The organism is Nostoc sp. (assembly GCF_036919495.1).
GTDB lineage: Bacteria > Cyanobacteriota > Cyanobacteriia > Cyanobacteriales > Nostocaceae > Nostoc.
The window spans coordinates 22,155-45,519 of the sequence record NZ_JBALBZ010000008.1 but is presented as its reverse complement, the minus strand read 5'-3'; the positions used below and the strand labels follow the sequence as shown (position 1 = coordinate 45,519).

Here is a 23,365-nt window from a genome sequence, read left to right as displayed (position 1 = left end):
GAGTTGAAACAAGTGCCCGGGCGTATAGGTTGGCAGTCGCCACTCAAACTTTTCTCTGCTAAACGTACTTAAACGTGTCGCTGCTTCGCACTTTGCTCTTGCATATAGCAAAAGCGGCGTCGCCCAAGTCTTTTTGTATCATGTATGTGACGCCACTACATACAGCCCATTGTTTGATGGGTAAATCAGCCAGATCATACGATTTTTTTTAACTCAAAATCAAAGTACTCAAAATTCAAGAAAGTCTCATCCCGATCGCATCTAGCTGCCGTGGAGGCTATGGTAAAGGTTACTACGCTCTTTTACGAGCGATCGCAATTGCTTTTGATAAAGATACAAATCTAGTTATATTCACCCCTGACTCAAGGGAGAGAGGGGGAAAGAGAGATTCTAGAAGCTTACACAAGCTTCATTTTCTAGAGGAACTATTGGCAAACTAGGGAAAATTAAAAATCTCCGGTAAATTTGAGTTGACCTCATTTATACGGAAAGGATGGCATGAACGATAACAAAAATCTTGAATCAGAGGAGTTGTCCTGTAAACTGCAAGCGATCGCAACTGTGGTGTATGATGCAGTTCAAGGTTGTCAAGGCGATAGTGTAGCTCTTTTGGCAATGCTTCGGCAATTGGAGCATTTACACCGAGAGATCCGGGATGGGATTTTTCAAGAGAGTTTGCCTGTTAACCGCCGACAACTCTACTCATTACTGAAAGATATTGAGTCTGAGGGAGGCTGGCCTTATATTGAGCGCATGAGACTACAAGCCTTTTTAGCAAATTTGCCACAAGAGGCTCCCGCAGAAAATAATCATGAAGTTTTGGAGAGCGATCGCTCATACGGCTGATCATCTCGAAATAAATTTCTAGCTGTGAATTAATAACTCTGATCGCCTCATCAACCGCTAAACCAAGAGCGGTTGCTCATTGAGGCTTCAAGCTAATTCGTAATTCGTAATTCGTAATTCGTAATGACTTCTCGGTTCGCGTAGCATCTCCAAGACTTGGGGCTGACGCTCGTTCCTCGCTAACGCTAACGCAATTCGTAATTAAAAAAGGTTTTTACTGGTTATACCATCACAAAGAAGGCGATCGCGCTCCTCTAGATTGTGGTTGTGTTTGAGGTAATTGCCCACCCAGTCGCAACCACGAACAAGTAAGTTATCAAGATTTAAATTCCACAAGATTATCGTGTTGTCATCACTGGCTGATGCTAGTGTTTGACCATCTGGGCTAAAACTGACACTAAGTACTCCAGCGCGATGCCCATTAAGACTTTTAATTAATTTGCCATCAAGGCTCCAGAGTTTCACTGTACTGTCCCAACTGGCGGCGGCGAGCAATTTACCATTGGGACTGAAAGTAACGGCATTGACGCTATCACTGTACCCCTTCAATAAGGTTTTTAACAACGTCCCATCCCGTCGCCACAGTTTCACAGTGTTATCCCAACTAGCAGAAGCCAGCAACTCGTCAGTGGGACTAAAGCTGACACCTGTCACCCAGCTGTCAAGGGGCGATAAAGTTTTTAACAACGTACCATCTCGTTGCCAAAGTTTAACAGTTTGATCATCACTGGCAGAGGCTAAAACCTGACTATCATGGCTGAAGTTTACGCTATTTACCGAATCCTGATGCCCCACTAAGGTTTTGAGTAACTTGCCCTCACGGTTCCAAAGTTTCACTGTTTTATCTTTGCTAGCTGATGCCAACAACTGACCATCAGGACTGAAATTCACGCTCATCACACTATCGCTATGCCCGTGGAGAGTCATGATTAAGGTACCGTCAAGCCGCCAAAGTTTAACTGTTTTGTCAAAACTTCCTGAGGCCAGCATTTCACCTTTGGGGTCAAAACTGACACTAGTAACTTGATTTGTATGCCCCACTAAAGTTTTATAAAGTCGGGTTTTGACCTCGCCACTACTGGTGTATCGTTGCCAAAGTTTTACAGTGCGATCGCGACTACCAGAAGCTAGCATCTGACCGTCAGGACTCCAAGCAACGCTCAAAACTCGCTTCCGATGCCCTTGAAGAATAGACGGTGTTGGGGCATCTAAACTCCATAGTTTCACACTTTTGTCGTAACTTCCTGAGGCCAGCAATTTGTTATTTGGACTAAAAGCTAAACTGACAACATAATCGCTGTGCCCTTTGAAGGTTTTGAGTAAAGTACCATTGGTACTCCAGAGGTTTATGGTTTTGTCTTCACCTGCGGAAGCTAACTTTCGACTATCGGAACTGAAACTCAAACTCCACACAGGCTTACGATGCTGCCGTAAAGTTTTATAAAGACGAAAGTCAAAACCGTCTTTAGTGCTGTTACTTTCCCGCCGCCAAAGCTTCACTGTCTTATCTAGACCTGTTGACGCCAACAATTTACCATCTGGGCTGAAAACAGCTACAGTCACAGCTTTCTGATGTCCCTGCAAAGTTGTAACAAGGCTACCGTCGCGTCGCCAGATTTTCAATGTCTTGTCGTCGCTGGATGAGACGATGAATTGACCATCAGGGCTGAAGTTTACCCAGTTAACTGGCCCTTGATGTCCTCTCAGTATTTTTACTAAGCTTCCGTCTTTGCGCCAGAGTTTTACGGTTTTATCTTTACTACCAGTAGCTAACAATTCACCATCAGGACTAAAATTAACGCTATAAACCCCATCTCCATGTGCTTTCAAGGTTTTATATGGCTTGGTGTCAAATCTACCTGTAACCGAGTTTTTGTGCCAGATTTGCACTGTTTTGTCAAGGCTGGCGGAGGCTAGGGTTTGACCATCAGGGCTAAAACTTACACAGTTGACAGCATCAGTGTGACCTTCAAGGGTTTGGAGTAAGGTTCCGTCAGGACGCCAAAGTTTCACAGTTTTATCTAGGCTACCTGATGCTAGCAAATCACCATCTGGGCTGAAAGCTAGTCCCCAGACAACATCAGTGTGCCCTTCCAGGCGGTTAACCTCTGTTACCCCATAAACTGCCTGTTGCAAGGCTGTCACTACCCGCATTCGGGTATCTGGCTGCACGACATCTGCCTGTTTAAGTCCTCTCCAAGCCCGCAAACTTTCTAATAGGGCATCAAATTCTTTATTGGAGGCAAACAGAGCTTCGCTAGCAGCAGCGATCGCACTAATGTTCAAGTTGCTTTCACTGCGTTCAGCTCGTAGAGTTTGGCGGACTGCTGCTCTTTTTTGCAAGTCGGCTTGCCACCATAATGTTGCTATTGTTCCGCCCATAATTGCCAGCACTGCGCCTGCTAACCGTGCTTCCCGCAGTCGCCGTTGCAATATCAAATTGAGTTGCTTTTGACTAAGTTGTTGAGCGACTTCAGCTTTAGTTTTTTCAAGTTTGATTTTTTCTAATTCTGCGAGCATACCATAATTGTTCTTTTGGCGAATTGGTTCAACTAAATAATCGTGAACTAGCTGGTAGCGCTCGCCTAACTCTTCTCTAACTCGCAACACCAAACCTGAACCCACCAATATTTCTAAAATCAGTTCCCCAACTGTTTCAAAGCTTGATATTGTATCTATATCATGATTATTAACTAATGCAGCCACTAAATCCGCTTTAGTTTTTAACGGTCGCGTACCTTTTTCATCAGTTAACTCAAATAATAGTTTCCAAGTTAACTCTTCATTCTCCTGACCACAATCTTTAATAACCTCCCCAAGCCAGCGTTCCACCAATTTTGCCGAGCCGCCGCAAAGCTTATATTGTGCGAGTGTGGTAATGTTTTCTATTTGTAGTTGAGCGCCAACTATTTGTAATTCAATTGGATGTACTTCGTCTAGTTCTCCTGTTAAATCCTGGACTAATCGGTTAATTAATTCATCACTCAGTTCAGAATGTGAACGCTGAGTAAGACTATGAATTATGGCTTTAGCATCCTGGCTAGAGAATTTTCCTAGATAGTAGCGAATATCTTTATCGAGAATATTTTTATTAATTACGCCTAAATCATATAAACCAATACTATTCTTTTGGCTCAACCGTTCAAATTCTAGTAAATGATGTAAATAATCTTCTCTTAATGACAAAATAATTTTAACAAATGAAATATTTAAACATTCACTAAAAAATTTGTAAAATTCGATTCTTTCCGTGGGAAGATTACTAATAAAGAAAAATTCTTCAAACTGATCTAAGATGATAATTATTGTATAATTGCGCTCGGTTGCTAACCGAATTTTTTCTAGGAGTATAGTGGGTGTAGAGTCAAGATTAACTGACATTCCTGTGGATGCTAGCACTTGATTTAGACTGCCGATCAAGACTGTGAGCCAATCAGTATAAACAGACAAAACAATAGGTATAGGAATGCGTTCACCGATAACTTTACCTTTGAGCGCTGGGACTAAACCAGCTTTGAGAGTTGAACTTTTACCTACACCGGATGGCCCATAAATTACTGTGAGCTTGTAGTCTGCACGAGTAATTCTTTCAATCAAACGATTGACATCTTGCTGTCGTGCAGAAGCAGATATTTCTTGGGCAACTCCCTCAGAAATAAACGGTATTTTTTGAGATTCCAATGCTGGGTTAATTCTAGAGTGTCGCGGCTGCAATTGGCTTGCCCCAATGAAGGCACGAAAGCCATACTGATGTTCTATTTGAATTTTTTCCTGCTTGAGCTTAAAGGCTTCTGTATAATCATGACGCTCAAAAAAGTAAAGCGATCGCAGTTCCTCTAAAATCTCTAAATAAAGGGATGGCTGATGTTGTAGCTCACAAACTACCCTCGCCCATTCCAGGTTATTGATAGCCTCCTCTGGTTCACCTAGATGCCTCTGTGTACGTGCTAGCAAGAGAAGATACCAACTTTCTTGCCGTCGTCTTCGCAAAGCGTCTCCTAGAGAAGCTTGTGTTACTTCTTCGGAGATAGAAAGTGCTGTATTCGCCAATTCATGAGCTAGTATCCAATTCGACTCAGAAGCTGCCACATTTGCCAAAAAGCCATAATCTTGAGCAATTTGTGCAGGGCTTCCATAGGTTTTATGTAGATGTAATGACTTTTGAGCTAATTCTTTTAAGTCATCCCAGGCTTGTAAACGTTGCAGCATTTCACAAGCAGGCAAAATAAATTTAGCAACTAAGTCTTCTCTTTTTGTCTCCTCCAATATTTCTAGACATTCTTTAAACCACAATAGAGCATGTTCGCAATAGCTACTATTATGGTGTAAGTCTGCCATTCGGTGATAACACAGTCCCAGATGGAATAGTACTATTGCTTGCTTAAGTGAAGATGAGGGGAGTATACAATGAGGATCTGAAAGAAATAAAGAAGAATTACTTTCTCGTTCTCCTATTTTCATCGTTTCTTGCTGCCACAATACTAGGCTTTTTTGATAATTGTCTAAAGCACCATTAATTTGATCGTTGGCATATTTATCTCGCCCTATAACAAATTCTAAACTAGCTTCTAATCCTGCTATTAATTTAATGCCGTACAGGCGCAGCAAATCATTACGAGCTGATTCTATTTCATGGCGGTGTTGAGACTTAGGATCTAAATCTAGGGAAGCGTTAGATAAAAATATTTCGGCACCTGCTTCTAAAACTTTAGCAAATAGAGATTCTGTCTCTTGTTGGATCAAAGCAATTAAATCTGCTTTTGCCATTTCAAATTTAATCGTAGTTACAGCCCAGCTTTTAAAATCAGGTGCTAATCTTGAAAGCAATGATGCCACATCATCTTGTAGCCACAACACCACTGGAAATGGAAAAGTCGCGGCATAGATATCTCGCGCTTGGTTGATGCCTGTAAGTAAGTTTTCTATATCTATAGTTGACTCAATACCAAAAACCATTACAGCTGATGGCAAAGAATCTGTAAGGACAGCAGGATTATCTAAAGATAGTTCTGAGATTATTGTATTATGTAAGGAAGTAGTTGATGGATTCAGAACGATTTCTCTGAGATAAATGTCTTTGCTAATAGAGCGAATATTTTCTAACATTTGCTCACGTAATTGCCCATAGTTACACCGAACTAAAATTAGGGCAAATTGTCCTTCAGAAAGTGCGATCGCTCTAATCAGTCTTTGCAAAGTATGCTGATTTTCTTTTGTGTAGATGTGTAGCTGCTTATCAGTAGTCATGGGTTATTGAGCATGGGGAATCGGGAATGGGAAATTAGGCATTAGTTATTAGTCCAATGGCAAATGACAAAGGACTAACGACTCACGCAGCACTGTTACTTTTTTTGTTGCCAAGCTAAAACTTTTTCTGTTTCTGCTAGAGCTGGACTGATGCCAAACCATCGCCCCTGAGGATCACGATATTCAAATAGATACATGCTTCTTAGTAAGCTTTGATAATCAGACTCACCTTTAACTCTCTGCTGCTGCACTACTTCAAACAATAATTCCCACTGGGATTCATCAATAGCTAATAGCAGATCGTCGCGGTAGTCCTTAATCACGGCTTCTAAGCAGTCCCTAGAAAAAGGCGGATCTTCTCGTTGTAGGCAGCTATAAAGTAAACCTAATAAATTACGAATGTGACCACCACTAACGCGACATATACGATCCAAAGTTTGAGAGTGATCGAATAATTCTGTAATTAGTAAAAGCCTTTCATTCAAAGGAACTTCTGGAAAAGCTCTTGCTAGAACTAATTGGCGGACTAGTGACATCCCTGGTTCGTAGTCACTGCCATCTCTTTGACGCACCAATACCATCGGTAGTACTTTTGGCGCAATCCCTCCCCCCAAACGATTTTTCAGTGTCTCATACTCATTGGAGAAAATTAACGTTAGAGGAATTGTATAAACTAGGTGGCATTTGAGTCGGCGTAGCTGTTCGCCTCGGTCGATAAAGAGATATTCTGGTTGCGATCGCCCCGAAGCTAAGGGACGCATATCCACTCGATCCAAATTATCTACAATTACTACTAATCCTTTTTGACCCCGTAGCTTTAGCTGTTCAACAGCCTTTTCTAGAATTTCTTCGTTAATCGCTTGCAAAATACTATTGGTACGTGGTTCCAGATATTGCCTTAGTTGATTCCGCGTCTGAGTGCTATCTTTAGTTTTAGCGGTAATTTTGGCAATACCCAACGATAACTCCGCTTGTCCAGAAAGCTCTATGGGGCTTTGCAAAAAATCGCCTACTTCTTTAAACAAATTGGTAAAGTAACCAGGTTTAAGTTTGATGTTAATGCCTTCTAAACTGGCACTGACTTGACGGGCTACACTCAGCAAAATATCGCTGATATCAATATCTGCCATATCTAAGTCTTGACTGGACTCAAAGTAAACTACATGAAATCCCGCCAATTCTAGTTCTGTCTTGAGGCGCTGCAATTCCGTTGACTTCCCGCAACCAATGTGACCTGTAAATAACTGGCAGGTTGGCTCATCAGGAGAAATCCGAATGATAGTCCGCTGCAATTCTTCCACAATCTTGCAACCACGGACATCAGCAAAATCTATGTAATACTGGCGATCTAGCACGTTACTTATATTAAGCGTATAGCTTGGATTACATGCTTTATAAAAACGTGACAAATTTAATGTCGTTTTCATGTATCTAGAGGTGTATGTTGATGTGTGTGTAGATGTGTGTGTAGATGCAGTTAACTTGTATTTTTTATACCAAAAATCTCCAGCCTAGATGTAGGCACAGAATTATTTCGCAAGTTGGTAGTATCTTGCAAAAGACAGCACTTGTTAGAGATCGCTGTCAGTAGTATGGTAGAGATTTAGTTGACCCTAGTAACCTTAAGCATATCTGTCCTTTTTACACCTGCTATTGAGTTTTGATAATCTGTAGCTTTTGTTTGACCTAGCACAACCTTTTATGGCTGAGTTAATTAGTAAAAAAGCTACTACATCTTAGAGTTCCCAGTTTGGATTGCTAATCATAAGGACTGGTATTAATTATAGCAATCTACACAGAGACGTAGGAATCCGTTAATATCATTTCATGTTTTATTTGTCAAGGCTGCAAAATTATAAATATCCAAATTAGCCTTTTGTAATCTTTAAAGACAAGATGTTTGACGATCCCTTGTCGAAAAGACAACAGTAAGCTAAGAATGGACACCGGAAACTTTAATTCAAAGGATGACTAGCGCCACGTTCGTTATGTAGTTACTGTAAAGTGTTACTAAAAATAAAAAAAGTCTTGAGGAGAGCAGTTAACAGATGCCGACAGTGTTTACTGAGATTAATAATGATACAAGCGCGTCAAGGAATTTGGATTGTAAGTAGAAAGGGGTTTGAATGGCTGGCATAATATCAGTTTCCCGCACGGATCTAGCCCAGCGCCGTAAGAAATTACGTCGGCAGAGGCAAATAAGAATCATTCAAGCTATTTGGCGAACTTTTGCCATTACCGGTTTGGCGGTTGGATTACTGTGGGTGGCAGTTCAACCAGTGTGGGTGCTAAAAAGTCCTAAACAAGTAGCGATCAAATCAGGCAATGAGTCTCTGTCGGATGAAACCACTCAATCACTGTTGATGCTATCTTACCCCCAATCTTTGTGGCGGATTGAACCGGCAGCGATCGCTAACTCTTTGAAGAAACAACCAACTATTGCCGAAGCTATCGTTAGACGCCGCTTGTTTCCTCCTGGATTAAACATTGAAATCCAAGAACGAGTCCCTGTAGCCGTAACTCAAACACCAAGTGGGCAAAATCAAGGCGTTGGCAACAAAAAAGTCACAATCGGCTTACTAGATGCAAGCGGGGCCTGGATGCCTTTTGAAAAATACACATCACTGAATCCTACTAAGAAATTACCCAATCTCAGAGTAATTGGATTGCCCAAACAATACTGTCTCCACTGGACTCAACTTCATCAAGCTGTAAGCCAAAGCCCCATAAAGGTGATGGAAATTGATTGCCAAAATCCAGCGAATTTAATTTTGAAAACGGAACTAGGAAATGTGCATCTTGGCGTTCCAGGCCCCCAACTGTCTGAACAAATTAAAGTACTCGCCCAAATGCGCCATTTAACAGCAAAACTAAATTCCGGCCAAATAGAGTATATTGATCTGAAAAATCCCGAACTTCCATTAGTACAGATGAACCAAAAAGAACAAAAATTAACTTCCAAAACTCCTAAAAACATCTAGTACAGCATGGCGTAAATAAACATACCATTTCAAATGGCGTAAAAGCCTGGAATACAATTCTTTTGAATGCTTGACTTTTAACTTCCGCCTTGCAGTACTAGAGTGTTTAATGTATTGATAGCTCCTAGTAAATTAAGAAGCTTTATGCTGATAAATAAATTTATTATTTTCAGTTTTCGAGCAAACCACACGAAAATTGGCATTAACTTCTAATTAAAATGAGAAGATAAATCCTAAAATCTCTATTACGAGTAAAACACTTTCAATTATGACCCCTAACACCTAATAGTAGGGTGCAAGATGTTCAACAATCTAATCATGGGCTATGGCGTGCAAAACGCCTTCTATTCCAAAGACAGTTTACCGAAGTTTCAATCTGTAAAGGAAAATGCCGCCCAAAGTTGCGTAAGCATTGCTTCTGGGCAATCAGTTTAGATTATTCTGTGCCGTAATTTCTATCGGGTTACGAAACCTCTGGAAAAATATTGATTTGTTGACCACACTAGTAAGGGTTCTCGTAAGATAGACTATTGCTCGAACAAAGTCTCCATTAAGACCCCCAAACAACAAATTAATCAGGTATAGTCTGACAAAGTAAATTATTGCTTACTCGAACTTTAGGGATAAGTAAGTATAAGGTAAATTTTGTATCTAAAGTTGCAGCTATCCCCAATGGTGAAATTTATTAACAATATTATTGAGGTAGATAAGATGCGCTGTGGTGTGTATTTACAAGTTCTGCCCTCTGCTGAAAATAATGAAGCGATTAATGTCTGGTTGAAGTTATACAGATCACTTTTTGATAAATGTAGGTATACTTCTCTAGAATTGGCTGTGCGATCGGTTGCCTTGAAGGCTCATCCCATAGCAAATTTTCGCACTGCCAATTCTGCTAGGCTTGGCAGTAGTGAAAACAATAAAGAACAGTGCCCTAATATTGTGGCACTGTCAAACTAAAGTTGACTCTGAGGTGAATAACACCTGAAAAAGTCGTTTATCTACCCTTTGACAAATCCAATGACACTTGATAATAACCAAGGACTTAACTATAAAAATTCCCAATCGACGGGACAGCCGGGGTTCTCTCTGGCAGTTAACTCGACCAATCCCTTTAATAACTCTGGGTTGAACTTCGGACAAAATCACGATAATAAGAAGATTTCTACGGAAAATAGCCGAATTGGCGAGATTGTTCCTGGCCGGGTTGCCAACATTAAAGTGATTGGTGTAGGTGGTGGCGGTGGGAATGCCGTTAACCGCATGATCGAATCTGATGTCTCTGGGGTAGAGTTTTGGTCAATTAACACTGATGCCCAAGCTCTTACCTTAGCTGGCGCTCCCAGTAGATTACAAATCGGACAGAAGCTAACGCGGGGTTTAGGAGCAGGTGGTAATCCTGCCATTGGTCAAAAGGCAGCAGAAGAATCACGAGACGAAATTGCTACAGCTTTAGAGGGTGCAGACCTAGTATTTATCACTGCTGGTATGGGGGGTGGTACTGGGACAGGTGCAGCCCCCATCGTGGCAGAAGTAGCAAAGGAAATGGGCGCTCTGACTGTTGGTGTAGTCACACGTCCATTTGTGTTTGAGGGCCGCCGCCGTACCAGCCAAGCCGAACAAGGTATTGAAGGACTAAAAAGTAGGGTAGATACACTGATTATTATTCCCAACAACAAGCTGCTGGAAGTGATACCCGAACAAACACCTGTGCAAGAAGCTTTTCGTTATGCAGATGATGTACTGCGTCAAGGGGTGCAAGGTATTTCTGATATCATCACGATCCCCGGTTTGGTAAACGTTGACTTTGCTGATGTCCGAGCTGTGATGGCAGATGCGGGATCGGCATTGATGGGAATTGGCGTTAGCTCTGGAAAATCTAGAGCCAGAGAAGCTGCGATCGCAGCTATTTCTTCACCATTACTAGAATGTTCTATTGAAGGTGCCAGAGGGGTTGTCTTTAATATTACTGGTGGTACTGACCTCACTTTGCATGAAGTGAATGCGGCCGCAGAAGCAATTTATGAAGTAGTTGATCCCAACGCCAATATTATTTTTGGGGCTGTAATTGATGACAGACTCCAAGGTGAGGTAAGAATTACTGTAATTGCCACTGGGTTTACAGGTGAAGTGCAAGCTGCGGTACAACAAAGCGTAGCGAACGTTCGAGTAGCACCTAATACCTCGAAGCGACCAACAACACAGCAACCCCCAGTTAATCCCCCAACCTCAACCCCAAGTTCAACTCCAACTCCAACTCCAATTCCAGAACCAAAAGAAAAACCTGGATTAGATATACCTGATTTTCTGAGAAACCGACGTACACCACGGAATTAAAAGATTTTGGATTTGAGGTTTTAGATTAAATTAGCAGTCTCAGGTTAGGCTGAGTGCTGTATAAAATCTGCTAGTTCCAGGGTTTTACTAAGAGCAGGGGTAAGCAATCTGTTGCCATCCCCAATCTTGCTAATGGGTAAAAACTCGTTAACGCTACTTTATAGAAATAGAATGATATTTGGGCAGGAGTCTGCTGGCTCACATGTCCAGCTATGCTTTTGAAACAAATAAACAAGAATACCTGCCCAGCTACAGATACGACACCGATAGCGAGTTTTCGTCCCCTTACAGGGAAGCAAGCTAGCAAGAGCGTCTGTCTGTGACAGGCTGCGCGAACGTAGAGAGCGTCATAGCCAGTTCTAGTTATCGCTACATCTACCCCCGCGATTCATTAATAAGCAAGTATATTTACTTAAATTAATTTGTGTGGGCGAGTTCTCCACGCAAGCGTCCGAAGGAAGTCTGTTTTCTGGAAAATAGTAGTGCGTCAAGTTTAAATTGCTGGATAAACAAGTTCTTAGTGAGTTAGCGCGGTCTTCTCCCAAAGACAAAGGCTAGCGCCTTCTCTACGAGAGGCTTCCGCCAACGCCAAGCGTCTCGGAGAGAAGACGGTTTCCCCCATCAGCGACTAACTTTCCCGTTGAGTAAGGACTTTAGTCCTGATGTAGTAGGCACAGTTTGTGCTTACTACAAACCCTCAAAACTCGAAGCAAAAAAATAATTTACATTTATTTTTTGCTTTTTATTGTCTGTTCAAGCCATTGAATAACCTGATAACCAAGGTGAGTACCATCTAGGCGATCAATCTCACGAATTCCTGTAGGACTAGTGACGTTAACTTCAGTTAAGTAGCCACCGATAACATCAATACCTACAAAAATTAAGCCGTCTTGGCGTAATCGTTCGGCTACTTGAGTACAAATTTCATACTCTCTTGGGGTAATTTCGGTTTGAGCGACTGTGCCACCAGTAGCCATATTATTGCGAAAATCAGTTCCGCTAGAGAGGCGATTGAGCGCACCAATTGGTTCGCCATTGAGTAGGATAATTCGCTTATCTCCTGCTTTTGCCTCCGGTAAATAGGTTTGCACCATTACAGGCACTCGACCTTGGAGGGTACTGAGTTCGACAATAGAGTTAAAATTGCGATCGCTTGATTGCAAAAACAAAATTCCTTCCCCAGCTTTGTTACCCAGTGGTTTGAGAACTGCTGCCCCCTTTGCTTCAACAAATTGTCGGATAAACTGCTTATCAGCACTGACAATGGTTTCTGGAATTGCTTTAGTAAACTGGAGGGCGTACATTTTTTCATTTGCCCCTCGGATGCCGCTAGGACTGTTAATCACCAAGGTTTTATTTTGGTCAATGTAATCCAGAATGTACGTGGCATAGAGATAAGAATCATTGACAGGTGGATCTGTCCGCATAAATACGGCATCCATTGTCTCTAAAGAAGTTAAGCAAGAATCGCTCAACTGATACCAAAGATTCGCCGCTACCCAGCGTCCCTCCACCAACTGCACTGGTACAACTTCGACTCGCTGTAAGACAGCCCAAGCTTTGCTCTCCACCACACTCAGCAGATTTGCCTGAGTCACCCAAACTTCATGTCCCAGGATTTGAGCTGCTTCAATTAGGGCAACACTGGTATCATGACACGGGTCAAGGAGATGGATGGGATCAATGATAAAAGCCAGTTTCACCCTTTATACCTCAATCACCAAGAAATTAAATGGTTATTCAATTATTATCTCTTGATGCTCTCACCAATTGACGTATATATGTACTGCTGAGTCGAACTTGGTGGATAAAGTCTTGTGGACAGATATGGCTTTTATGAGAAAAAAGCCTGTAAACAAGGCAGCGCGTAGCCAGCTCTCCAGAGTTGTAGCGACTGCCGTGTGTAGCGGCTTGTCGCTAGTTTCTAGCAATATCTTTTCAACCTACACGCTCTTGCTAGAAGTTAGTAACTCATCTAGCTTGCCTTGACTGTCTAAAGCGTGGATATCATCACAACCACCTATGTGATCATCATTAATGAAAATTTGCGGTAAAGAACGGCGTCCATTTGCTCTTTGAGCCATTTTATTTCTGGCTGCCTCATCTCCATCAATGCTGTATTCAATAAATTCAACCCCTTTGTTCTTCAACAAACTTTTGGCACGAATGCAAAAGGGGCAAGTCCTCCAAGTGTAAATTTCTACTTTGGCAGCCATAATGTTCTCAAATTGATTTAATACTTTTTAATTTTAGAACTTTGCCACTGACTCTAGACACCTTATCTTGGTTTGGCTTTATTCTTATAAAGCGCTAACCTGGTTTATATATAAAAATTAGTCAAGAGATAAAGTCTGGACTCTTGACTAAAATATTATGTTTATACCAATTTTGTTAAAAAATCAGGGTGGCATCTAATTGTGAGAATTGCTTATAAAGCTTAACTCAGTTATCAGTTAGCACTTAAGTTCTCATTTAAGCTGAGACTAGAGGCTTTTTCTTGGCAACCATCAGCGCACCTAGAGCAAATAAACCAAGAGCAACTGTTGCACTAGACTCAGGTACTCTTTTAGGTGGAGGTGGCGGAGCAATATAATAAGTACTAGGCTCATCTAAACCAGTACCATACTGAAAACGAATATTCTGAATCTTTGTTAAATCAAAGCCAGTAGGTAGTCCTGAGAAAACGAATGTGGCAGAGTCCTTTACAAAAGTCCCCCCACTTACTGCTGGATTTGCACTATCGTAACCAGTAATAATACCGTAATTGAATTGCTGCCCACCCGAAAGACCGAAACCAGGCGATATACCAAAACCTGCTGTACCAATACCGTAGTGCTGAGTTACTGGGTTAGCTACGCCACTAGTACCACCAAGTCCAGTGCTAGCGGTAGTCTTTGCAAAACCCCATTCAACTGTATTTCCTCCAACCTTGGTAAGATCGACATTAGTTGCGGTAGTTACATTATTCTTGATTACGGTTGGAGCTTTGGCTGAAGACAACTTTAAGTTTGTTAAGGCAGATCCAGCATAATCCCAGAAGATTCCTGTTAGAACATCAGTAGGGGCGGATGCACCTGGGCCTGTATTAGTAAGGGTTAGTGTCAACTGACCTGCAATTGAATTGTCAAAGACAGCTTTTGCCGAAAGGGCTGTACTGCTTCCACCTGATATTGAGTTAGTACCTGTGGCTGAGAAAGTCATGGAGGCTGCATCTGCTCTTGGCATCTGCGAAATAACCACAGCTAATGTTGATATACAGTAGGCCCCATAACCTACTATCTTCTTGGAATATAGTTGAGACACTTGCTTGAAACTCCTTTGCTTTCTATTTAAGGCATTTAAAATGTCTTAAGAGAACTTTTTTAGTGATAATTGCTCATGTATAAATTGGCATAAGAAACTATTCCTTGTCTACCTTATACATTAAGGTTAATTAAAACTTTAAGTTAGAAACAAGCAACATAATTTTAACAGTATAATTAAGTAGATCAAGTATTTACACTGAATTTATTTTTAAGCTTAAAGTATGCATAATCAGCTTGCTTAATTAAGCTTCTATTTTTGAATATTTAATCAATCAATTTGTATAAAAGATTAGTAATTTACTTCACGATAAAAGCTGATGGTTTTCCACACATACCACGAGATTTTAGATTAAACGAAGAAGGGAAGACGAAATCGCCTTCCCCAAAGTTAAAAATTTAGGACACTAATATTAAGATGTTGACACTGAATTCGTAACTCAAGTTTTAGCTACAGTCAACGGCATATTCAATCAGCTGGGCAAGGCGATGACGCAGGGTTTCTAATCCCAAGCGCTGACTTGCAGAAATAAACACCGCGAGGGGAAATTCTTCCCTAGCTAGAGCCAGTGTTTCACTATCGGCTTGATCAATCTTGTTAAAAACAACCAGCGCGGGGCCAGGAGTTATTGGCATTTGCGCCAAGATTTCTCTGACTGAGCGAATATGACGCAACCAAGCCGGGTGAGACAAATCCACCAAATGTAGTAGGGCATCAGCTTCTGTGACTTCCTCCAAGGTGGCGCGGAAGGCATCCATTAATGATGCAGGTAGTTCGTGTATGAACCCTACTGTATCTGTAATCAGAATTTCTTGAGGTTTATTAGCTTCGCCATGAGGAATTACCAAACGGCGCGTAGTAGGATCGAGAGTGGCAAATAGCTGGTCGGCTGTATAAACTTCTGCGTTAGTGAGAGCATTCAGCAAAGTGGACTTGCCAGCATTAGTATATCCAACCAAAGCCACTGAGGGAACTTCTTCATGCTGTCGTCGCTGTCGTAACCGTGAACGATGCGCTTGCAATTGGTCTACTTCTTTTTGTAGTCGAGAAATACGCTGCCCAATGGCACGGCGTTCAGTTTCCAGTTTGGTTTCACCAGGGCCACGAGTTCCAATACCACCACCCAATCGGGACATGGTGCGACCTCTACCAGCCAGTCGCGGTTGCATGTATTCTAATTGTGCTAGTTCTACTTGCAACTTACCAGCACGAGATTGAGCGCGTTGAGCAAAGATATCCAAAATTACTTCAGTACGATCAACCACACGGATACCAATTTGCATTTCTAAGTTGCGGACTTGGGAGGGTGAGAGGTCGCGATTAAAGACGACGAGATTAACTCCTAGTGTTTGGGCAGTTAGGGCAATCTCTTGCACTTTACCTTCGCCAACTACTGTTTGGGGATGAATGCGCGATCGCTTTTGTTGTATTGTCTGTAATACATTTCCCCCAGCAGTATCAACTAAACGTGCCAATTCCACTAGGGTATCCTGGAATTGTAGGGGGGTTATCTCACTGGTCATCAGCCCCACAATTAGCACGCGATCGTGGTCAGAATCTACTTCCTGGGCGACAAATTCGCGCTGGAATTCCGCTTCCAGATTTTCTACCAAGTCTACTAAATCCTGGTCTGCCAGATCATCCAAGCCCAGAGGTGGCGATATATTCCAGCTTGGGGATTGAATTTGGCTCTCTTCTACTTTGAATGCAGCAGGACTAGTAATCAGCGTGCGAGACTCTTGGGGTATCAGATGAGCTAGATAAGCTTCTTTGACATACCCAGTCGCACCGCCTCCCCGTCGTGTAAATCCTGTTCCGGTAATGTTTAGGACTACTAGGGCATCTAAGCGTTGCAGTGCCATAGCCGTGAGTGCCGCCTCATTTGGCGGTTCTGCCTTGAGATGGGTGGCGATGCAACGAATACCACTGAGTCGTTCTGCACCGTAACGGGGCAATTCTAGAGGTGGTATTTGTGTTTGACGCGGTGTGCCTACCCCCACACGAATTACTTGTCCGCGACGGTTGATGTAGGCGCACACAGGCTGATTAACTTCTGTACTAATTGCTGCCAGACGCTGGGAAAACTCGGATGTGGTGATGCGATCGCCCGGTATACGCTGGTGATACAGCCTCTGTAGTTGCTTCAGCTGGCTGGACTTTAAACCTTGGAGATTTCCAAAAATAGTTTCTATAGGCGTTTATGACCAGTTAAATGGCCCCCCGAATCCTTATATGTCTATTTTATAACAGGGTTTAGGCTCCTATCTCTCTCTTTTGAGGGATGCATTATGAATTAGTTGGCGGCGGGTACTAATTTTAGGCTATGGCGGTTCAACTGTCTCCATGTCTGACACTGTAGAGAACTAGAAAGCATACCCTCAACCAAAGAGCCAAAAACCTGGATGTAGATTTCCTATTGCCAAAATCGGTGTGATATTTAATTTGTCACTGTACATCGAGGGTTGGGGGTAATGTCCGAAGTTAATGTGCTGGAATTTCCACCAGAAATTATTTTGGGTTTTGGAATGAATGGTCTGGTAAATTCTCATAGCATTTCTTTGTGAGGCTACGCCAAATTTTCTTGGCTTTTTATTTCTTTGTGTCCTACCCTGCGGGAAATATCGTTTCTTTAAAAATTCTTAGAGAAACTTCATCAAATCCTTGCACAAAGCGCTCTCCACTCCCATATCACTCTGGAAATTAACAGGACTCCACCACGACATCTCCATAAAAATTTTGCTTTTGTTGTAAAAAAAGTAACTAGATTCAGAATATTTACTGATTTGTGTCTCTTGTGTAAAGGTTAGTTTTAATACAGGAGTTCACCAGACTCAGTTACACCGCTCACAACAGGTTCGACTAAGTTGTTACATTAGTTCCCTTAAATTAAGGGGTAAACCTACTAAAGTTTCAACCAATTCAACTTTGACCGCTCAACAAGCGCAGAGATGACAGGAAAAGTCTCCTGCTTTGCGCTGCCTTGTCTGCGTGCAAATTGTCCGAGCACTTTCAATTAAACACTAACGATTGACGGTATCGACATCCCTACTTTAACCATCAAAGGTTAATAGAATAAAAATTTTCAGTTTTACAAAAGTTTTTCTACAAACAATGCGATTCTAAGTCGCGATCGCACAACTGCGACTGTCTTAAAAAGACTAGATAAATCATCCATTCAAATAACTACTTAGCAACATAGTTTATTGCTGAGAACTTACTACCAATTCACCTTACAAATATTCGGAGTTAATCTCATGGCTGGCAAAACATACTACGTTTCTGGAACAGGCAATGATAAAAATGATGGCTTGAAGGAAGGAGCTGCATTTCGCACCCTCCAAAAAGCTGGAGACTTGGTGAAGGCAGGTGATACCGTCTACGTCATGAATGGTACTTACACAAATAATTACCCTAATATCCTGAGTATTTCAGATAAGCACGGTACCGCTAATGCGCCAATCACATTTACTGCTTATCCAGGACACACACCTGTTCTAGAAGCACACAAAAACAATTGGAATGCTGTCTCAATTACAGGCTCTTCTTATATAGTAATTGAAGGGCTGACAATGGCGGGAGCGCGAGATGAAACTACATTAAAATATGCGCTCCAGGAAAAAAATAATTTGGGTAATCCAGCAACATCTGGAAATGGTATTAATGTTACATATATTGATGGCGATGAAAAGCAACATTCACATCACATCACAATTAGTAATAACAACATTTCTAAGTTTCCAGGAGGTGGGATTGCAACAACCCAAGCAGACTACATTACAGTAGAAAACAATGTCGTTTCTGGGAATGGTTGGTATTCTCCCTTTGGAGTCCAAGGGATTACAATGCTGAACCTTTGGAATTCTGATGATAATGTCACAGATTACAAAGTAATTATTCGTGGCAATACTTCCTTTGATAACAATCAGTTAGTACCTAGTGATGCAACGGGAAAAATACAAGAAGGTCATGGGGTGATGCTTGATAGAAGCTATATTGGCACTGAATTTTATGCCGGCAAAGCCTTAATTTCCAACAACCTAATCTACAACAATGGTGGCGCAGGTATTCAGATTTTCAAAGGACAAAACCCTGTAGATATTGTAAATAATACAACTTACAAAAATTCACAAAAACTTTTACTCGGAGAAATTTTTATTAACAGCGCTAAAAATGTTCAGGCATCTAACAATATTATGTATGCAAACTCCGGAGCGTCTGCCAATTATGTTGCTAATTCTAGTAATATTTCATTTGACAATAACCTTGCTTACAACGGGGTTTTTAAAGGCACAGGATCAGGAAATGTTTTGAACAAAGACCCGTTGTTTGTTAATGCAGCAAATCATGACTTTAGGCTCAAATCTGGAAGTCCTGCGATCGATGCTGGTTCCAATGCCTTCAATAGCAGCGCTAAGAATACTCCCCTAGATGGCGATGCCAACGGCAGTGTATTGATTGATGCTGGTGCATACGAAGCCGCGACCAATAAGACTGCTATTTCTAACAAAATTTCTCTTCTCAATGGCACTAATAGCTCTGAGTACCTAAAAGGCAATGCCCCAGCCAACAAGATTTATGGGTTGGGGGGTCAAGACACTATCGTAGGTAATCTAGGAAATGACCAACTTTCCGGAGGCGACGGAAACGATACGCTATTTGGTGGTATCGGCGATGACCAACTATTAGGGGGCACAGGCAATGATCGGCTTTATGGGGGTAATGGCAAAGATGTACTTACAGGGGGTTATGGCGCTGATACTTTTGTGTTGGCTTTAGGTGAGGGCACGGACTCCATTACTGACTTTGAAATAGGTAAGGATAAGCTTGCGTTGTCAGGTGGTCTCAAGTTCGGTCAATTGTTAATACAGCAACAAGGAAGTATTGCTTTGATTATGGATAGTTCTGACAATCAAGTGTTGGCGAGGTTAGATAATGTCACTGCAAGTATACTTTCGGCTCAACCTTCCACTTTTATCACTATTTAGTTGTGTCTTTTGATATCCCTCTTCTGTCACTATCGGGGAGGGAAATCTCTAGAAGCTTTATTAGTCAATCAATACAGGTTATCCTATTACAAAAACTTGGTTGTTGTATTTGTTATTAGAAAAAAATCTTGCGATACCTGCGGCGGGCGGAGCCATCGCTTCTTATACAAAAGCTTTAGAATTCAGAAACGGTAAAATTTTTCGGAGAGTGACACAAGAGGGATATTAGGGACTTCCAACTAAAAAAATATCCCATCGTATTTAGGGCAGGGGAGCAGGGGGAAAAACAGTAGTGTTGAGTCCAGAAATTGGGATAATTTATTTTTTGAAGTTCCCTTACAACAGAGCGATCGCATCAATCGAGTGTATTTCGATTCGCTCTTTAGAGAATGTTGAAGGTTTTGGAGTCCGAATACGTCAATAAAATAACACCCTAAGCATTTTTTTGTCAATTTTTTATTTCTTTGGTTAGACTGAGTTTGCAATTTTCTTAGATCCGGAAAATTTTGTGTTTGCACTCGTCACCTACTTCGCAGTACTGCTCAAGAATATCCGTCCACCGGAATATCGGATCAAAGCGGCGCAAGAATTTCACTGGTTAGCGCGTGATTATACTGACGGAAACGAGAAATTTGTCACCTATGACGCTCCTAACTCCTTCTTTGCATTATGATATACAAACCCCGTCAACAAAAGCTGTTGAGATGGATTGCATTGTTCCTAATTGGGACATTTCTGCAATTGTTGTTTTACATCCCGACACCAGTCTTATCCGAAAATTCCAGTAGCTGTAGCAATATTACAGCCCCGCTCACCCCTGAAGAACAAACTTATGCTCGTGCTGCTTGGCAGTATTTTGTCAAAAATTATCAGCCAGCAACGGGATTTACTAATTCTACTGGCGGTTATCCTTCTGGTACACTCTGGGATATGGGGAATTACCTGATGGCGTTGAATGCTGCACGCTGGTTGAATCTTACTGACCAAGCAGATTTTGATTCACGCATCAACAAGTTTTTGACAACTCTCAACAGCTTAAAGTTATTTGAAGATACTTTGCCCAATAAAGTCTATAACGCAGCCAATGCACAAATGGTTGATTATGGCAATAATCCACTGGAGCGAGGTATTGGTTGGTCTGCTTTGGATGTCGGGCGAATACTTGCTGCGTTTGATGTTATCCGCACCTGTCACCCTCAATATAATGACTGGCTAAAAGGAATTGTAGCGAAGTGGCAGGTAGCGCGATCGCTCAAAGATGGGCAACTTTTTGGAGCTGCTGTTCTCCCAGACAACACAACGTTATTGGTACAAGAAGGACGGCTCGGCTACGAAGAATATGGCGCTAGGGGTTATCAACTTTGGGGCTTCAACGCATCTAAAGCTATTGCTTTTGAGCCGTTCAAGTTAGTTGAAATTAACGGTGTCCAAATTCCTGTTGATACCCGTGACTTTCAAAGCACCAACGCTAATAATTACGTTGTTAGTGAGTCTTATATTCTTGATGGGATTGAGTTTGGCTTGCAAGGTGAGTTAGCTGATTTTGCTGCCAGGGTTTTAGATGTGCAAAAACGGCGTTATGATACCACGGGGCAGTTGACTGCTGTCACAGAAGATAATATTGATCAAGCGCCTTATTTTCTCTACAACACTGTCTACGCTAACGGTGCAAACTGGGCAACAATCACCGATGCTAATCAACCTTATCCCCAGTTTCGTAGCATCAGCACCAAAGCTGCCTTTGGTTGGCGCTATCTTTTTCCAGATAATCCTTATGCTCAAAAAGTTTTTGATGCTGTCAAGGATCTCCGTAGTCCTGATGACAGTGGTTACTATGCTGGTATCTATGAAGAATCAAAACAACCAAATAAAGCTTTGACAGGTAATACTAATGGGTTGATTTTGGAGATTTTATACTACAAAGCTAAGGGAAATCACCCTTTAATTGCTTCTAGTTCTGTAACTGTGTCTACTGGCAAGCCCAGCGAAAACGCTTCTCCTGCAACGCCCTCAAATCAACCCAATTCTCCTGTTACAACTCCGATCGCAAATCAACCGAGTTCTCCTGTTAAAACTCCTACCCCAACCCCTGCGGATACTTCTAAACCTACAGAAGTGGTTGTTGCACCCATTCCACCAGTGGATAGTCCCAATTCCTCATCTAACCTCAAACTAGATCGACCACTATCAGTAATTGAACGGCGTTATGCAGAGGCGGCTTGGCGATACTTTCAAGCAAATTATCACTCCAAGAGTGGGCTGATAGACGATCGCAGTGATTTCAAAGGTGCAACTCTCTGGGGCTTGGGAGATTATCTCGCAGGAATCCATGCAGCGCGATCGCTCGATATAATCACCCCCAAGGAATTTGACCAGCGCACCCGACATCTTTTAGCAGCCTTGACAAAGTTACCATTATTTGGTGGAGAATTGCCGAGTCGGGGTTACGATACCAGAACACTACAATCAGTAGATTATGGTGGAAATCCAGTTCCAGAAGGCAACGGCTGGTCAGCTTTAGATTTAGGTAGAATGCTGGCAGCGCTTTACAACTTAAAAACTTGTCATCCAGAATACACGGCTGCCGTAGATAAAATTGTGCTGGATTGGTCATACTTGCGTGTGGTCCGTGAGGGTATTCTCTCCAGTGCTACAACCGCCAAAGATCAAGATGGGCGATCGCTTACCCGCGTCAATCCTGAAACCCGCTTAGGTTATGAAGAATACGCAGCTCGTGCTTTTCAATTATGGGGATTTAATGTTGATGGTTCTGCTGTTGGCGGTGAATATCAAACTGCCTCAGTAGAGGGAGTCAAAGTTCCAATCCAACGCCGTCGCACGGATACTAAATCTAAAGTTAACCAATACACAGTTAGCAATCCATTCTTACTCTATGCACTGGAGTTTGGACTAGATCCACAAATGCGATCGCTCTTTGAACCAATTTTTCAGGCGCAAGCTGAACGTTACCATCGCACTGGAACTCTTACAGCCTCAGCTACCACCTTAATTGATCGTAAACCTTATACTGTCCACAGCACAATTACTGGGCGGGGTGAGTCTTGGGTGGCCTTAGGAGATGACGGGCAAACTGTACCAAAAGGGCGATTGGTAAGTACAGCAGTCGCTTTTGCCTATGATGCCCTGCTTCCAGAAAACAAATACAGTCAAGAGTTACTGCAAGGAACGACTGACTTATACAATCCATTAGCCGGATTTTATGAAGGTTTCTATGAAGCCACAGGTAAAACGGCAGTTGGTTTCACCAGCAGCACCAACAGTATGATTTTGCAATCCTTGCTGTACAAAGCCATGAATCGACAACCCCTAATTCGTCCGGCTACCAGCATGAAATCTCCTTGGTGGCAAGAAATTACAAAGGGAGATTCTGGGCGAGGTCTACCCAACACTGCAAAACAGCGAGCCAAGTTAATTTCTGATAGTTCTGGAAGTTACTGGGTTTCAGGTAGTGAAAATACTAGATTAGTAACGGATACAAAAGTTACAAAGTAAGAACGTCTTCCCATACCTGAAGCAGCTCCACCTACAACAAAGTAAGCTAATCGGCAGAGTTAAAAGTTAGACAACTTTTTGACTCTGCTTTTTAACGCCTATCTTGCGAAATCTTATTACACCTTGACTGAAATACAACTCACTGTAATTACAAAG

Annotated in this window: 14 protein-coding genes; 8 read left to right on the top strand and 6 right to left on the bottom strand. The window is 42.0% G+C overall.

Features of this window, described 5'->3' with window-relative positions; translation table 11 throughout:
- Window positions 1-498: 498 nt before the first annotated feature.
- Window positions 499-846 carry a hypothetical protein gene (locus tag V7K25_RS00890; RefSeq protein ID WP_335154242.1) on the top strand — a complete coding sequence of 116 codons (348 nt, stop codon included), beginning with the start codon at window positions 499-501 and terminating at the stop codon, window positions 844-846.
- Window positions 847-1,047: 201 nt separating this feature from the next.
- On the opposite strand, the gene V7K25_RS00885 is transcribed toward V7K25_RS00890, so the two are convergent.
- A complete protein-coding gene (locus V7K25_RS00885; protein ID WP_335154240.1) occupies window positions 1,048-6,093 on the bottom strand; it encodes an nSTAND1 domain-containing NTPase in 5,046 nt (1,681 codons plus the stop codon).
- A gap of 95 nt (window positions 6,094-6,188) precedes the next feature.
- Window positions 6,189-7,520 carry a P-loop NTPase fold protein gene (locus V7K25_RS00880; RefSeq protein ID WP_335154238.1) on the bottom strand — a complete coding sequence of 444 codons (1,332 nt, stop codon included), beginning with the start codon at window positions 7,518-7,520 and terminating at the stop codon, window positions 6,189-6,191.
- A 699-nt stretch (window positions 7,521-8,219) separates the two neighbouring features.
- On the opposite strand from V7K25_RS00880, the gene V7K25_RS00875 reads away from it, so the two are divergent.
- The 3 genes from V7K25_RS00875 to ftsZ all read left to right on the top strand — a co-directional run bounded on the left by V7K25_RS00875 (window position 8,220) and on the right by ftsZ (window position 11,408).
- On the top strand, window positions 8,220-9,074 hold the full coding sequence (locus V7K25_RS00875) for a cell division protein FtsQ/DivIB (protein ID WP_335154236.1): 855 nt from the start codon (window positions 8,220-8,222) through the stop codon (window positions 9,072-9,074).
- A 672-nt stretch (window positions 9,075-9,746) separates the two neighbouring features.
- The gene (locus V7K25_RS00870; protein WP_335154234.1) at window positions 9,747-10,031 is read left to right on the top strand and encodes a hypothetical protein; all 285 of its coding nucleotides are present in this window, start codon (window positions 9,747-9,749) and stop codon (window positions 10,029-10,031) included.
- 60 nt (window positions 10,032-10,091) lie between these two features.
- Window positions 10,092-11,408: a cell division protein FtsZ gene (gene ftsZ / locus V7K25_RS00865; protein WP_109009526.1), complete on the top strand. Its 1,317-nt coding sequence runs from the start codon at window positions 10,092-10,094 to the stop codon at window positions 11,406-11,408.
- 728 nt (window positions 11,409-12,136) lie between these two features.
- Here ftsZ and gshB read toward each other — a convergent pair.
- The 4 genes from gshB to hflX form a co-directional block, all read right to left on the bottom strand.
- On the bottom strand, window positions 12,137-13,111 hold the full coding sequence (gene gshB, locus V7K25_RS00860) for a glutathione synthase (protein WP_335154231.1): 975 nt from the start codon (window positions 13,109-13,111) through the stop codon (window positions 12,137-12,139).
- Window positions 13,112-13,351: 240 nt separating this feature from the next.
- Entirely contained in the window at window positions 13,352-13,624 is a 273-nt protein-coding gene (gene grxC / locus V7K25_RS00855) for a glutaredoxin 3 (protein ID WP_100900687.1), read from the bottom strand.
- A gap of 256 nt (window positions 13,625-13,880) precedes the next feature.
- A complete protein-coding gene (locus tag V7K25_RS00850) occupies window positions 13,881-14,711 on the bottom strand; it encodes an XDD4 family exosortase-dependent surface protein (protein ID WP_335154229.1) in 831 nt (276 codons plus the stop codon).
- Between the two features lie 446 nt (window positions 14,712-15,157).
- Window positions 15,158-16,903 carry a GTPase HflX gene (hflX, locus tag V7K25_RS00845; RefSeq protein ID WP_335154264.1) on the bottom strand — a complete coding sequence of 582 codons (1,746 nt, stop codon included), beginning with the start codon at window positions 16,901-16,903 and terminating at the stop codon, window positions 15,158-15,160.
- Between the two features lie 1,062 nt (window positions 16,904-17,965).
- Between hflX and V7K25_RS00840 the strand changes: the two genes are divergently transcribed.
- The 4 genes from V7K25_RS00840 to V7K25_RS00825 all read left to right on the top strand — a co-directional run bounded on the left by V7K25_RS00840 (window position 17,966) and on the right by V7K25_RS00825 (window position 23,209).
- On the top strand, window positions 17,966-19,696 hold the full coding sequence (locus tag V7K25_RS00840) for a calcium-binding protein (RefSeq protein ID WP_335154227.1): 1,731 nt from the start codon (window positions 17,966-17,968) through the stop codon (window positions 19,694-19,696).
- Between the two features lie 292 nt (window positions 19,697-19,988).
- The gene (locus tag V7K25_RS00835) at window positions 19,989-20,120 is read left to right on the top strand and encodes a hypothetical protein (protein WP_335154225.1); all 132 of its coding nucleotides are present in this window, start codon (window positions 19,989-19,991) and stop codon (window positions 20,118-20,120) included.
- A gap of 84 nt (window positions 20,121-20,204) precedes the next feature.
- Window positions 20,205-20,369 (top strand): hypothetical protein, encoded by a 165-nt coding sequence (locus V7K25_RS00830; protein ID WP_335154223.1) that lies wholly within the window; start codon window positions 20,205-20,207, stop codon window positions 20,367-20,369.
- Window positions 20,366-23,209 (top strand): DUF3131 domain-containing protein, encoded by a 2,844-nt coding sequence (locus V7K25_RS00825; RefSeq protein ID WP_335154221.1) that lies wholly within the window; start codon window positions 20,366-20,368, stop codon window positions 23,207-23,209. The genes V7K25_RS00830 and V7K25_RS00825 overlap by 4 nt, the downstream gene beginning before the upstream one ends.
- Window positions 23,210-23,365: the final 156 nt, after the last annotated feature.

Bases quoted from the DNA above. Each gene is read 5' to 3' on its own strand.
- grxC (WP_100900687.1), bottom strand. From the start codon at position 13,624: ATGGCTGCCAAAGTAGAAATTTACACTTGGAGGACTTGCCCCTTTTGC.
- V7K25_RS00885 (WP_335154240.1), bottom strand. From the start codon at position 6,093: ATGACTACTGATAAGCAGCTACACATCTACACAAAAGAAAATCAGCAT.
- ftsZ (WP_109009526.1), top strand. From the start codon at position 10,092: ATGACACTTGATAATAACCAAGGACTTAACTATAAAAATTCCCAATCG.
- V7K25_RS00870 (WP_335154234.1), top strand. From the start codon at position 9,747: ATGGTGAAATTTATTAACAATATTATTGAGGTAGATAAGATGCGCTGT.
- V7K25_RS00890 (WP_335154242.1), top strand. From the start codon at position 499: ATGAACGATAACAAAAATCTTGAATCAGAGGAGTTGTCCTGTAAACTG.
- V7K25_RS00840 (WP_335154227.1), top strand. From the start codon at position 17,966: ATGGCTGGCAAAACATACTACGTTTCTGGAACAGGCAATGATAAAAAT.
- V7K25_RS00875 (WP_335154236.1), top strand. From the start codon at position 8,220: ATGGCTGGCATAATATCAGTTTCCCGCACGGATCTAGCCCAGCGCCGT.
- V7K25_RS00880 (WP_335154238.1), bottom strand. From the start codon at position 7,520: ATGAAAACGACATTAAATTTGTCACGTTTTTATAAAGCATGTAATCCA.
- V7K25_RS00825 (WP_335154221.1), top strand. From the start codon at position 20,366: ATGATATACAAACCCCGTCAACAAAAGCTGTTGAGATGGATTGCATTG.